Source organism: Flavobacterium sp. (assembly GCF_049318325.1).
GTDB lineage: Bacteria > Bacteroidota > Bacteroidia > Flavobacteriales > Flavobacteriaceae > Flavobacterium.
In genome coordinates this window covers 1-13,301 of the sequence record NZ_JBMOGQ010000014.1, presented here as the reverse complement: position 1 = coordinate 13,301, position 13,301 = coordinate 1, and the positions used below count along the sequence as shown (strand labels likewise).

Genomic DNA, 13,301 nt, shown 5'->3' with positions numbered 1-13,301 from the left:
ATCAGTCTCAGCCATTACCCCTCCCACCACAATCCTAAATGCTAAAAACTTTTAGGAAACAAAAAAATAAAAATTATGGAAATAAGAAAATATGAGTATATCGATAATGATATTAAATTAAAGAGAAAACTACACAACATTAATTTAGAGGATTTTATCTTGAATTATGATATTAATCTTTTATTATATAGATTTCAAACTGATTCTATTGATAATTTAATCTTAGATAAATGGATAGTTTTAAATTATTTAGTGCTAGACAAAGATTTTATTATAACATTTAATTCAAATGAATATGATAACACGCATAATTATTTAATCGCTTTAAATCGAGAAAGAAAAATCAATAATGTATTAAACCTCAACAATTAAAAAAACTATATTAAATCAAATTACAATTCAATTTAATATAGTTTAATTGTTTTTAATTAAAGTTAATATGATTTAATTAACTTCAATCTTTTTTAAATATGATTTAATCTTTGTTAATGTATTTATATGAAGTCCTGTAATCTTAGATATTTCAGTATTCTTATAATTCTTTTTCATATACTCGACTGCCTTTTTATTTTTTTCTTTATTTAAGAACGAAATAACATCTTCTTTACTGCCAGTCTTTCTACCTTTATAAACGCCTTTCATTTTGGCTATTCTTATTCCTTCACGTTGTCTTTCTTTAATTTGGTTTCTTTCCATTTCTCCAACAATTCCTAAAATAGAAATAATCATTTTTGAAATAGGATTTTCTTTCCCATTATTATCTAATGTAGTTAAACCTTGACTAACAAAATTAATTGATATACCAATTTGATTAAAATAATAAATCGTATTCATTATATCTCTTAAATCACGACCAAGACGATCGATCTGCCATACTGATAGATGTTTAATTATTCCTTGATCTACTAATTTTTTAATTTCTTTTCCTCCTTCTCTTTCAAAAAAAGAAATAGCCCCAGAACATTTATCCTCAATTACTAAATCATAATCTTTTTCATTTACTCTTTGTCTATCTGTTTTTTGATCTAAACTCGATACTCTAACGTATAATACTTTCATTTTTAATTCACAATTTTAGGTTAATCATTATAACACCTCAAAATTATGAATATTTATTGTAATAACCCCATAATCAGACAATTATTTTTAATATTTATTTTCACATTTTAACCTCTACTCTAAAAATAGTATTTTATTAAAATGTTTTTTAAAAATTACTTTTGAGAATGATCTTCATTTTTAAGAATAAATAAATCTATTACTTTATCCCGTTTATCCTCTAATATTATTGCTTTCATTTCTTTTAAAAACTCATCAAAATCAAACTCAATATATGTAAGTAAAGATTCATAAAATCTATTATAATTTTCTAAATCAGATAAGCGTTCTTTATCAGAATGTTTTTGAATTAAATCAAAAACGATATTTCCATTGGTATTAGTTAGCCAGTCCGTTATTTCGTCTTCATTAAAATCGTCTTCATTGAGATATAATATTTCTTCAATCATAGTGTCTTTGGTATAGAATGACATATAAAGAATCTGATTATTATCGATAGAACATTTATCTATCAATAATAATTTTTCTTCATCCGTTAGTTTCTCTATTTCTTTTAATATGTTTTCTACATTATTCATTCTTCAATTATATTATAAATTACTTTTATTTCTGTATTATCAATTTCAAACGATATATACAAATTATCATTTTCAATTACTTCTCTAATTATTCTAATTTTGTTCATTTATTTTCCTGACTTTCTTCTATTATCGTATTTACATAACATTTGACAATTATCCGATGAGGTTTTACCTCCTTCGTGCCATGGCGTTATATGATCTGCTTCCATTTCGTTTATTTCAAAATGTTCTTTACATACGACACAAATACCTTTTTGACGTTCGTATGATTCTCTTTTTTGATTGTCCGTAAAAGCACGAATATTTAAGTGTTTTTCTTTTCCACTTAATACATATTCATAGATTCCTTTTTTATTTGTAATATCATCATCGATCATTAAAAGAACTATTTGTTCTTCTAATTTTTTACTATCGAATTTTTGATCTTTATATTCATTGTAAAGAAATCCCCAATTTATACCCTTCATTTCTTTTCGATACTTCGGGAATATAGTTTTTACCCAATTTATTACACCTTGAAAATAAAGCCATAATTCATTAGCATTTGCTTCGTTTTGATGGTTTGACATATACACTTCAATATTACCCTTTGAAATCCAATCAATAGTAGTTTCAAGATAATCTTGTCTTATAGGTGTCCCGTTCATATAATTATTTCCTAAACCATAAGCGGCACAACCATTTTTACTAAAATATCTTTTAGCATCGGAAACCCAAGAACCTGAATAAACCGCATTTCTTAATTCTTGTTCTGTTAGTTTTTCACCTGCGATGTTGATAGTTCTAAACCATTCTAATTTTTCACTATCATTTCCTTCACATAAGTAAATCATCAACTTATAATTTAATATTCTTTCTTGTTCGTCTTTTTGTAGATTATGAAAGTATCTAAACATATAAGCGAAATCTCCGTTTACATATTGACAAATAGAAATTGTTCTTTGTTGTCCGTCTATTACTTCAAATCCTCCTTCATTGACGGCCCAATACATTACGTTTAAGGGATAATTTTTATTTATTGTATCTATTACGGCTTCTCTTTGTTTGTCTTTGTATATGAACTCCCTTTGATAAGGAGGTCTAATATCTAACATACCTCCGTATCCAATAACTCCATCATCATTATTATCTTCAAAACCATTTGTTAAATCTCTAACTGAAATTTCTTTAAGTGTTATTTTCATATTTTCTTTTGTATTAAAATTCTAAAATAAGGACATTTTCCATTGATAGATAAATCTTTTTCATCATTGCCTTTTCTAAATTTTACAATCTCAAATTGTTTAGGATTGTATTTATCTAGGAAAGTTATAGGAACACCTACCACACCATCATAATCAAAAGGAATATCTTTTGTTTTATCAACATTTATAGCATCATAATTATCATATTTAGGATATTTATCTTCATTTCCGTTATATGTTTCATATAAAATCAAATCCTCCTCACGTTTTTTGATAGATAGATTTGTAAACCAAACAACGCCAGAAACTCTAATCATACCTTCTTTTCTATCTGTTGCTGTCGCATAATCTTCGTAATGTTGATTGATAAAATGACCCGCACCACCTTTAAATCCATACCCTAACCATATTTTATTATCCTTAATTAAATTAAATATTTCTTTGTATGTAATTGCGTTCTGATGCCCTACAATTATAAATTTTTTATCATATTCTACTAATTGAGAAACATATTCTCGGAAAAGAGAAAATGGAGGATTTGAAACAACAATATCGGCTTGTTTTAATAATTCTATACTTTCTCTACTTCTAAAATCACCATCACCTTCTAAATAATGAATTCCGATTTCATTGGCATCCGGAACGTTGTTTCCGTTTTTATCACCATTATATTCTAAATATATGGCTCTTTCACTATCATTTTGACTAAACAAGTCCGCTGATTGACTTTTATAACAAGTAGTAATCAACTTTTTAAGTTGTAGTTTTTCAAAATTATATGAGAAATAATGAAAAAAATTACTTACTCTCGGATCATCACAATTACAATATATTACTTTGTCTTTGAAATGTTCTTTATAGTGTTTTAATTCATTTTCTATATCCGAAAGTTGAGTGTAAAATTCATCTTTCTTACTCGATTTCGCTTTATGTAAATTTTTATTTTTTGACTCACTCATATTATTAGAAAAGGGGATTAAATGAATAAACAAAAATTCTGCTTAATTTTTATTAAGCAGAATTTTTTGTTTATAAAATGAAATAATATTATAGGGCACCTAATGCTTTGATAATATCATTTCTCTTTTGTTCTAAACGTTGTTGATCTTTCTTTTGAAGAATTTCACTAACAATTGCTCTTTCTTCTTTTGATAATTGTCTTAAATTAGGAAGTCCTTTTTTAGTTAAACTTACTTCACGTCCACCAATTTTAATTGTACTCATAATAAAAATTATTTATATTTTTCTTCAAAGAAAAGAAAAAAAATATAATATTCAAAATCAATTAAATTTATTGTATTGTAATTTATTGTAAAATGAATCAATGTATATTTAATAGGTATTTAATGCTATTTAATATATACTTAATATGAAATTAAAGCAGGTGAATTTAAGTGATGATGACCATCATAAATTTAGATTAATTCCAGTGTTTAAACTATCTGAAATCACTTTATTTAATTGATCTATTTTTTTATTACTTAATCTTTGTATGTATGTTTGAGTTGTTGCTAATCTTTGATGCCCTAACGAAGTCATAAGATCGAAAAGATTTATATTTTCTCCTAGTTCTAACATTAAAGAAGCATAACTATGTCTCGCTATATGTGATGTTAGATTTTTATTAATATTTGCTTGTTTTGAAACTAATTTTAATAATTTATTGTAATAAGCTCTAAATGATTGAAACTTTCTATATTGCTCTTCGGATAATCTACTAAAATCTTCTTTAACAATATCTTTAAAATCTTCATTTCTTAATAAATTAAATACAAAATCATCCTTGACTTTTTTTGTTTTTAATTCATTAATTAGTTTAAATACTAAAACATTTCTTTCCGCTTTTAACTTAATATATTCGCTTGTTTCTATATTATATTGTTCTTGTTTTTTCTTAATTAACCATTTATTTAAAGAACTAATAATATTATCTATTTCAAGAATAGATCTATCATATATTATTTCAGTTTTAATTGGTTTATAGTTCATTAAACTCCAAAAATCATTTACATTATCATAAAGATAGGTTTCTAATCTGTCAATTAAGTTTTGAGAAATAATAAAGCCAACAGAAGTATGATGCTGAAAATATTCTTCTTTTCCAGCGACAAAACCTATTGCCTTGATAGTGTTTTTCATTTCTAATTCATTAAGAAATAAAGTAGAAGTAAAATCTAAACTATTTAAGTAATTATATTTATACGTAATTTTATTATTAATGGAAACAATTTTATCAATTAATTCTGGCGATTCATTTTTATATCTAACTATATAATGACTTATTAACCCCGTCATTTTTTCATTAACCAAGATTGTGATATTTGCTTTCGTTTTAACCATCCTCTTATTAATCCTCATTACCTCATCATAATAATCAAAATTACTCCAACGTAAAGTTGCGAGATCTGAAACCCTAATACCTTGACTTAGTAATTGAAATAAAAAATAGTTTCTAACATCATTTAAAGAGTGTTTAGCTTTATAACGTGAGTTTCTTTCATTTCTACTTTCTACCCCTCCTTCTATTGGCTCTCCCCATAACATATTTCCTTCATTTGTCGGTATTGTTCTCCTATAAACTTCTACAAATTGAGTTGTTATTAAACTTTTTAATTCCTTCATCGTTAATATATCGATTTTAGGCTCTACATTACTAAAAACGATATGATCGAAAGGATTTATATGGAAGGGAAAATATTCTTGAATATGAGCTTTATTAATTATCGATTTTAGACATTTTAGTTTATAGTTAGAAGTATTTAAAGTGCTTCTTTTTCTTTTTTCTCCTTCATTTGGTTCTGACAATAACCATTTTTGAAACTCTAAAATATAATCTACATCAATATCTTTCATAAATATTTTTTGTGTAGGTTGTCTTTTTAAAATACTACCAGAATATCTATATTGAAATTGAATTAAAAGATTATAAACATTTGTATATCTTAATTTAGTCCCTTGATTTATTTGTCTATTTATAAGGATTTCAAACCACTCATTTAAAGTTTTTTTATCTAATGGAAGTGTTTCTTTTCTACCATTATTTCTTTGGAAAGTTTCAAATCTCTCTTCTAAATAATTATTGAGTTTTTCAACATCATCAAATCCCGTTTTTAATAATATTTTTTTATGTTTCATTATCTCTTTTGAAACTTTTTTAAAATCTTTATAAGATGGAAGACAATACTTCTTTGGTATTTTAACTTTTAAAGAAATTAAAGTTGGTTGTTTTTCGCCGGTATTTAGTTTATATAAATAGATATAAACTAAATCTTTTTGATCTCTTACTTCTTTTGCGTAAAGTTTATAAACACTCATTTTTTTGTAGTCTGAATTATAGTCATATAATTTAGATTAAAAACTAAATAGTCTGACTTTTATTATTTTATAAATATTTGAAATACAAATATATAATTTTTTTTTAATTATAAATAGCAATTCCACTCGGACTCGGATTCATACTTGCTACCAGCATAAAAGATGATGGATATGTAATTGTGAATTTAGCTCTCGAAATCGTTACTTCTCGGTCTTCCAAAGGTTGGCGCATTACTTCCAATACTTCCCGTTTAAACTCGGGCAATTCATCCAAAAACAAAACACCATTGTGTGCCAAGGAAATTTCTCCCGGTTGTGGATAACTTCCGCCGCCGACTAAGGAAACGCTTGAAGCTGAATGATGTGGACTTCTAAAGGGTCGCTGGTTCATCAATCCGGTGTCTTTTACTTTTCCGGCAACGCTATGAATTTTAGTAGTTTCTAATGCTTCATGCATAGTCATTGGCGGCAAAATACTTGGCAATCGCTTGGCTAACATTGTTTTTCCAGAACCTGGCGGGCCAATCAAGATAATATTATGTCCACCAGCAGCAGCAATTTCTATGCATCGTTTGATACTTTCCTGCCCTTTGACATCGGAAAAGTCAAATTCAGGGAAATCTAATGTTTTATTAAACTCCTCTTTGGTGTCAATAATCGTTGGTTCTAAAATACCTTTGCCTTCAAAAAAATCTATTACCTGCAACACATTTTCAATACCATAAACGTCTAAACCTTCAACAATAGCAGCTTCTTTTACATTTTGTATAGGAAGAAAAAAACCTTTAAAACCTTCTTCTTTGGCTTTTATAGCGATAGAAAGAGCCCCTTTTATAGGTTGCAAACCACCATCTAGCGATAATTCTCCCATGATTAAAAATTGATCAACCTCATCGGCTTTTATTTGTCCCGAAGCTGCCAGAATACCAATTGCCAAAGTCAAATCATAGGCAGAACCTTCTTTACGCAAATCGGCAGGCGCCATGTTTATTGTGATTTTTTTTCCCGGTAAACTATAACCATTATTTTTCAACGCAGCCGCAATACGATAGCTACTTTCTTTAATAGCATTGTCAGGCAAACCAACCAAATGATAACCAACACCTTTATCGATATTTACTTCTACAGTAATTGTAGTGGCTTCCACCCCAAAAACAGCACTTCCAAAAACTTTTACTAACATTTCTTTTATTTATGAACTAAAGTAGAGTAATGCAATAAATAAAAAGTAGGCAAAAAGTGTACATTTTACAAAAAATAAGTAAAATAAAGTAAACTTTTTGTAAAGTTTATTTGTCTATTAGTAAAACTTAATATACATTTGTATCAAACAATTAAATTTATATTTTTATGAAAACACATTTTTTATTTCCGAACAAATTCAAAATCTTAGGCTGGATTTTGTTTATTCCAAGTTTACTAACTTTTATGTTGGCGTCAATTTTCAAACTGGATATTGATAAATACTTGAATATAAAAGTATTTGCTATATACCAAGAATCTATTGGACAAAAACCTGGATTCTTCAAAATAATTGAAGATAGTTTTAGTTATGAATTGATTACGATTTTAATTATTATAGGCGGTTTATTTATATGCTTTTCAAAGCTAAAAAACGAAGATGAGTACACTTCAAAAATAAGATACGAAAGCTTGGTTTGGGCAACCTATTTTAATTATTTCCTAATCTTATTTTTTACCTTATTTTTATACGGCATGCCATTTTTAAAAGTTATCGTCTATAATGTATACACTTTACTAATTTTCTTTATGATACGCTTTCATTATATGATTTACAAACTAAATAAAACTTCAAACGATGACGAATAATCTAAAAGTATTGAGAGCTATTAAGAATATTTCTCAAGAAGAATTGGCTAAACAAATTCAAGTAAGTCGACAAACAATCAACGCTATAGAAAAAGGGAAATATGTTCCTTCCACTGTTTTAGCACTAAAATTAGCGCGTTTTTTTGAAAATCCTGTTGAAGAAATTTTTACTTTAGAAGATGGAGATTAAGGCAAATTATCACTCATCAATTCGCTTTTGTTTTTGATATATTCATAACCCTGATGCCACCATTGTTTCATTTTTTCTTTGTTAAAAATCAAAGCATTATTAGTGAGCTGTGTTGGTGTGTAATATAAATTGAGTTTTACATTTTTGTTTTTAGCTGATAATTTCCCAATGGTTATATCATGTTTTTCAACTTGGATTAGCAACGTTTGAAACAAATCAATCATCAAAGAAAACGGATTTTTGCCAATACTTCTAGGAGAAACCTGCATTTCGGTTTCTAATATCACCACATCAACTTCGGTGGCGCCACGATTTATAGCCTCTCTTATGGGAACCAAACTTGAAAATCCGCCATCGCCATATTCATAATTGTTCTTACTAACCAAACTCATAAAAGGAATGTAATTGCAAGAAATCCAAATCCATTCACAAAATTCATTGTAGTCAAAATCTTTAATCGACTTATACTCTACTTCGTTTTTAGACAAATTAGTAACAGTAACTACTATATCGCAACCTGATGCTTTTAATTGGGTAAACTCCTTTAAAGTAAAGTTTTCCCTGATGTATTTTCGCAACTTGTAGCTTTCGCCAAAAGTTCTTTTCCCTTTTAAAAATTGTAAAATCACATTAAAATGGTTTATAGAAACAACTTCAACGCCATCCTTATGCTTTACAACAAAGGGATTAATGTCAAAAATTTTGCTCATATCAACATTGGTATAAATGCTGTAAATTTTATCAACTTCACCCAAAGCCAAATGCGGAATAAGCAAACTTCCTGTAGAACTTCCTATAAGTATATCATACTTATATTCTCTTTCCTGAATTAAATACTGCGCTACACCTCCACCAAATGCGCCTTTACTGCCGCCACCAGAAATTACTAATGCTCTCATTTCTTTTCTTCTAAAAGTTTATCTAATTGCGTCTTTTCCTTTTCAGAAAGCGTTTGATATATCATTTGAAATTGAGGTTTTGCACCACCAACCAATAACTCTCTGATTTTATCGCGAGCAAATTTTGTAAACTGCCATTTAAAATGTGTCGTAGCATTGACCAAATTTTTCAACACAGTTGGATCATTTTCATTAATGGCTAATGCATTGATTATGGCATTTTGACGAATGGAACTTTCATATTTTGGCGAAGTGTAATCAACCAACTCCTTGTAATACTTCTCTTTTTCAGGGCTTTGATTTTCGATGGAAAAAGTCAAAAATAATGATCGTAAACTTTTATCGTTACCGCCTATCCATTTCTCGGCTTTAGCTAAATAAACAGTCCTGCTTTCAGGAAAATTTTTCCACAAATTCATAAATGCAATTTCTCTGGTATCATAAGAAACATCATCTAATAATGTTTCATAATTAGTTTTGAACTCTAACGGAATTTCATCGGTAAACTCAGCCACAGATTGACGCACTTTTACATCATTTGTCTGTAACGCCAAAAGCAGTAATTCTTTTTTGTCTTTGAATGAAATATCTTTTATTTGATACATAATCTCTGTTTTCACAGGGTAAAAAACATTGGACTGCAATAATACTGCAAATCTTTCTTTATTCTCTACGAATGGATTTAAACGCATTTTCTGTGTTTCAAAAAGTGTTCGCATGAATTCATTTTTCTTCAACAAGGCATTGGCTTCATCACTTCTGAAATGATACTCTTCTAACCAAACTTTCTTGAATGTTTCGGTGTCAAAATTGGATACTTTTCTAACTTCTGCCAGGAAATCATCGGTTTCTACATTTTTATATTGGTATTTTTTTAAATAGTTTGTAATTGCTTTCTGAAACATTTTTGGTCCAATAGTTTCTCGTATTAAGTGCAATGTCCAAGCTCCTTTTTGATAAAATGAAAACGAACTTGCTTTCTCATTCATCACTGGAATCGTATCTGTTTTTGCAGCATTTCGCAGTTGCAAAGAACTACGGTATAACTGATGATAAAAATAATCATCGCCAAAAATCTGTCGCTCAGCTAATAAAGCATAATAAGTAGCAAACCCCTCCTGTAACCAATGATGTTTTCCCGATTTTGCGGTAACCAAATTGCCAAACCATTGATGAGCTAACTCATGCGCATTAACATTTACATAATTTCTATCATTAAAACCAATAGCATCTACTACATAATCTTCTGCAAAAATAGTAGCCGAAGTATTTTCCATTCCAGCATACAAAAAGTCTTCCACCGGAACTTGCTTATAAATTTGCCATGGATACTTCACTCCAATTTCTTTTTCTAAATAATCGAAAATTACTTTGGAATACCTGTATGTAGCTTCAAACTTAGTGGTGTCTTTTGGTTGAATAAATAGTTGCAACGGAATGTGTGATTTAGAAGCAACTGTCTTATTAACATAATCTCCAATTGCAATAGCTAACAAATAAGAACTCATGGGTTTAAGCATTTCGTACTTCCAAATCTTTTTGTTTTTATCTGGAAAAACATCTTTTAAAACACCATTGGCTATAACATTGTAATTTTTATCAAAAGAAATGTTCATGTAAAAAATCACTTTTTCATTCACATCGTCAAAACTCGGAAACCAATAACTTGTATATTTCCCTTGACCTTGTGTCCAGACTTGTTGATTACTTATGAATTCATTGCTAAAATCACCATTAAAATACATGGTTTGTTTTGGAGTAGCTTCGTAGTTAAAAGCAACTGTGTTTTTCCCTGATTTAAAACCTTCGAAAAGATTTAATGTTTTTCCAGTGTTGGTAAATTTTACAGTTTTGTTATTGATTTTAACATTGGTTACAATCATCTTCTGCGCATCTATTTTAATAGTATCGATGGCTTGTTTCACTTCAAAAACATAACGAACCGAACCGGAAACTTTCTTCTCGATTGGATTAATCGAGATATTCCCATATGCCGTTTTAAAATCAACTTTTGTAGTTTGTTGAGCAAATGAAAAAAAGCTATAGAGAAGCAAAAAGATTTGGCGCATCTATCAATTATTTGATACGAATATAATCAATTTCAAATTGTCTCATTTTCAAATTTTAAAATTAAAAAACTATCTTCGCTTTAGTAAAAAGACAAAGAGACGAAAGACGAAAAGATAATAGACAGTCTAACATCTTGTCTATTATCAATTATCTCAAAAAAAATGTCAACCTCGCTACTGCAAACTCCCATTGAATACTTAAAAGGCGTTGGACCACAACGCGGGGAATTGCTGCGCAAGGAACTAAATATTCACCGCTATGAAGATTTAGTTAATTTTTACCCGAATCGCTATATAGATAGAACTCGTTACTACAAAATAAATGAGTTACAAAAAAATGATAGCGAAGTGCAAATAATTGGCAAAATCATTCACATCAAAACGGTTGAATTTGGTAAAGCCAAAAAACGATTGGTGGCCACTTTCGTTGATGAAACTGGCGAACTAGAACTTGTTTGGTTTCAGGGACACAAATGGATTCGCGACAGTTTGAAACTCAATGTTCCGTATGTGATTTTTGGAAAAGTAACTTCGTTTGGCAACATTTTCAACATGGCACATCCCGAAATGGAATTGCTTGCCGAACATGAACAAAGTTTGCGCTCGGCTATGCAGCCGATATATCCATCTACAGAAACCTTAACAAATAGAGGAATTTCAAATAGAGTTGTCAATAAAATGATGCAACAATTATTTTTGGAAACACAGGCTAAATTCGTGGAAACTTTGCCGAATTATCTTTTAGATGAATTGAAACTAATTCCAAAGAACGCTGCATTGTTCAACATTCATTTTCCAAAAAGTCAAGAGCTTTTGTCCAAAGCTCAATTCCGATTGAAGTTTGAAGAATTATTCTTTATCCAACTGCAATTGATTACCAAGAACCTTGTTCGAAAAAATAAAATCAAAGGACACCCGTTTACGATTGTGGGCGATAATTTTAATAATTTCTTCCAAAATCATTTGCCATTTGAGTTGACGAATGCGCAAAAAAAAGTACTTAAAGAAATCAGAAATGACATGGGGACCAATGCCCAAATGAATCGTCTTTTGCAAGGCGATGTTGGTTCCGGAAAAACAATTGTTGCGCTAATGGCCATGCTCATTGCTTTAGATAATGGCTTTCAAAGTTGTTTAATGGCTCCTACAGAAATTTTGGCAAACCAACATTATAACGGTTTAACAGAATTAGCTAAACATCTAAATATCAATATAAAAATACTAACTGGTTCAACAAAAACTGCAGATAGAAAAATCATCCACGAAGAATTAGAAAATGGAAGTCTTCACATTCTTATTGGCACACATGCATTGCTCGAGGACAAAGTGCAATTTCATAATTTGGGTTTAGCAATTATTGATGAACAGCATCGATTTGGCGTAGAACAAAGAAGCAAATTGTGGAAAAAAAATGATATCCCGCCACATATTTTGGTCATGACCGCAACACCAATTCCAAGAACATTAGCCATGAGTTTGTATGGTGATTTAGATATTTCTGTGATTGACGAATTACCACCGGGACGAAAACCAATCCAAACCGTACATCGTTATGACAGTAATCGTTTAAAAGTTTGGAAATTTATTAAAGATGAAATTACCAAAGGAAGACAAATCTATATTGTTTACCCATTAATCCAAGAAAGTGAAACCATGGACTACAAGGATTTGATGGATGGTTATGAGAGTATTTCGAGAGATTTTCCTTTGCCTCAATACAGCATTTCCATAGTTCACGGCAAAATGAAACCTGCAGAAAAAGATGCCGAAATGAAACGATTCGCTGAAGGAAAAACTAATATTATGGTAGCAACAACCGTCATCGAAGTTGGGGTAAATATTCCGAATGCGAGCGTAATGATTATTGAAAGTGCGGAACGATTTGGTTTATCTCAATTGCATCAGCTGCGTGGTCGTGTGGGTCGTGGCGCCGAACAGAGTTATTGCATTTTGATGACATCATTTAAATTATCCAACGATAGTAAAATTCGTTTGGAAACTATGTGTAAAACTAATGATGGTTTTGAAATTGCAGAAGTCGACTTAAAACTTCGTGGTCCGGGCGATATAATGGGAAAACAACAAAGCGGCGTTTTGCAACTTCAAATTGCCGATTTGGTCAGAGATAGAGACATTCTTTTGGTTGCCAGAAATGAAGCTTTAAAACTTTTGAA

12 protein-coding genes and 1 pseudogene are annotated in these 13,301 nt (G+C 29.5%); 4 read left to right on the top strand and 9 right to left on the bottom strand.

Translation table 11 applies throughout. The features are described from left to right. The first annotated feature begins 75 nt into the window (after window positions 1–75). The gene (locus tag ACOYLP_RS02755; protein WP_422854646.1) at window positions 76–372 is read left to right on the top strand and encodes a hypothetical protein; all 297 of its coding nucleotides are present in this window, start codon (window positions 76–78) and stop codon (window positions 370–372) included. Between the two features lie 72 nt (window positions 373–444). On the opposite strand, the gene ACOYLP_RS02750 is transcribed toward ACOYLP_RS02755, so the two are convergent. The 7 genes and pseudogenes from ACOYLP_RS02750 to ACOYLP_RS02720 all read right to left on the bottom strand — a co-directional run. After that, the gene (locus ACOYLP_RS02750; RefSeq protein WP_422854645.1) at window positions 445–1,059 is read right to left on the bottom strand and encodes a recombinase family protein; all 615 of its coding nucleotides are present in this window, start codon (window positions 1,057–1,059) and stop codon (window positions 445–447) included. Between the two features lie 155 nt (window positions 1,060–1,214). After that, the gene (locus tag ACOYLP_RS02745) at window positions 1,215–1,637 is read right to left on the bottom strand and encodes a hypothetical protein (RefSeq protein ID WP_422854644.1); all 423 of its coding nucleotides are present in this window, start codon (window positions 1,635–1,637) and stop codon (window positions 1,215–1,217) included. 107 nt (window positions 1,638–1,744) lie between these two features. Beyond that, window positions 1,745–2,824, bottom strand: a complete 1,080-nt coding sequence (locus tag ACOYLP_RS02740; protein WP_422854643.1) for an HNH endonuclease family protein — start codon at window positions 2,822–2,824, stop codon at window positions 1,745–1,747. Continuing rightward, complete coding sequence (locus ACOYLP_RS02735) at window positions 2,821–3,783, bottom strand: adenine-specific methyltransferase EcoRI family protein (RefSeq protein ID WP_422854642.1); 963 nt, start codon at window positions 3,781–3,783, stop codon at window positions 2,821–2,823. Before ACOYLP_RS02735 ends, ACOYLP_RS02740 begins: the two co-directional genes overlap by 4 nt. Before the next feature lie 88 nt (window positions 3,784–3,871). Then, entirely contained in the window at window positions 3,872–4,048 is a 177-nt protein-coding gene (locus ACOYLP_RS02730; protein ID WP_422854641.1) for a hypothetical protein, read from the bottom strand. A 183-nt stretch (window positions 4,049–4,231) separates the two neighbouring features. Then, window positions 4,232–6,139: a tyrosine-type recombinase/integrase gene (locus tag ACOYLP_RS02725; protein ID WP_422854640.1), complete on the bottom strand. Its 1,908-nt coding sequence runs from the start codon at window positions 6,137–6,139 to the stop codon at window positions 4,232–4,234. 121 nt (window positions 6,140–6,260) lie between these two features. After that, window positions 6,261–7,322, bottom strand: a pseudogene (locus ACOYLP_RS02720) (YifB family Mg chelatase-like AAA ATPase); the annotation flags it as partial. Window positions 7,323–7,489: 167 nt separating this feature from the next. On the opposite strand from ACOYLP_RS02720, the gene ACOYLP_RS02715 reads away from it, so the two are divergent. Together ACOYLP_RS02715 and ACOYLP_RS02710 are read left to right on the top strand one after the other, a co-directional pair. Next, on the top strand, window positions 7,490–7,969 hold the full coding sequence (locus ACOYLP_RS02715) for a hypothetical protein (protein WP_422854639.1): 480 nt from the start codon (window positions 7,490–7,492) through the stop codon (window positions 7,967–7,969). Then, complete coding sequence (locus ACOYLP_RS02710) at window positions 7,959–8,159, top strand: helix-turn-helix transcriptional regulator (RefSeq protein ID WP_422854638.1); 201 nt, start codon at window positions 7,959–7,961, stop codon at window positions 8,157–8,159. The genes ACOYLP_RS02715 and ACOYLP_RS02710 overlap by 11 nt, the downstream gene beginning before the upstream one ends. Here ACOYLP_RS02710 and ACOYLP_RS02705 read toward each other — a convergent pair. Next, entirely contained in the window at window positions 8,156–9,058 is a 903-nt protein-coding gene (locus tag ACOYLP_RS02705; RefSeq protein WP_422854637.1) for a patatin-like phospholipase family protein, read from the bottom strand. The genes ACOYLP_RS02710 and ACOYLP_RS02705 overlap by 4 nt on opposite strands. Then, a complete protein-coding gene (locus ACOYLP_RS02700) occupies window positions 9,055–11,127 on the bottom strand; it encodes a M1 family metallopeptidase (RefSeq protein WP_422854636.1) in 2,073 nt (690 codons plus the stop codon). The genes ACOYLP_RS02705 and ACOYLP_RS02700 overlap by 4 nt, the downstream gene beginning before the upstream one ends. 162 nt (window positions 11,128–11,289) lie before the next feature. Between ACOYLP_RS02700 and recG the strand changes: the two genes are divergently transcribed. After that, a partial coding sequence (recG, locus tag ACOYLP_RS02695) for an ATP-dependent DNA helicase RecG (RefSeq protein ID WP_422854635.1) occupies window positions 11,290–13,301 on the top strand: 2,012 nt, incomplete at its 3' end.

What these genes read in the sequence shown, in the direction of transcription:
- ACOYLP_RS02755 (WP_422854646.1), top strand. Translation starts at nt 76, where the DNA reads ATGGAAATAAGAAAATATGAGTATATCGATAATGATATTAAATTAAAG.
- ACOYLP_RS02710 (WP_422854638.1), top strand. Translation starts at nt 7,959, where the DNA reads ATGACGAATAATCTAAAAGTATTGAGAGCTATTAAGAATATTTCTCAA.
- ACOYLP_RS02730 (WP_422854641.1), bottom strand. Translation starts at nt 4,048, where the DNA reads ATGAGTACAATTAAAATTGGTGGACGTGAAGTAAGTTTAACTAAAAAA.
- ACOYLP_RS02700 (WP_422854636.1), bottom strand. Translation starts at nt 11,127, where the DNA reads ATGCGCCAAATCTTTTTGCTTCTCTATAGCTTTTTTTCATTTGCTCAA.
- ACOYLP_RS02735 (WP_422854642.1), bottom strand. Translation starts at nt 3,783, where the DNA reads ATGAGTGAGTCAAAAAATAAAAATTTACATAAAGCGAAATCGAGTAAG.
- ACOYLP_RS02715 (WP_422854639.1), top strand. Translation starts at nt 7,490, where the DNA reads ATGAAAACACATTTTTTATTTCCGAACAAATTCAAAATCTTAGGCTGG.
- ACOYLP_RS02705 (WP_422854637.1), bottom strand. Translation starts at nt 9,058, where the DNA reads ATGAGAGCATTAGTAATTTCTGGTGGCGGCAGTAAAGGCGCATTTGGT.
- ACOYLP_RS02740 (WP_422854643.1), bottom strand. Translation starts at nt 2,824, where the DNA reads ATGAAAATAACACTTAAAGAAATTTCAGTTAGAGATTTAACAAATGGT.
- ACOYLP_RS02725 (WP_422854640.1), bottom strand. Translation starts at nt 6,139, where the DNA reads ATGAGTGTTTATAAACTTTACGCAAAAGAAGTAAGAGATCAAAAAGAT.
- ACOYLP_RS02750 (WP_422854645.1), bottom strand. Translation starts at nt 1,059, where the DNA reads ATGAAAGTATTATACGTTAGAGTATCGAGTTTAGATCAAAAAACAGAT.
- ACOYLP_RS02745 (WP_422854644.1), bottom strand. Translation starts at nt 1,637, where the DNA reads ATGAATAATGTAGAAAACATATTAAAAGAAATAGAGAAACTAACGGAT.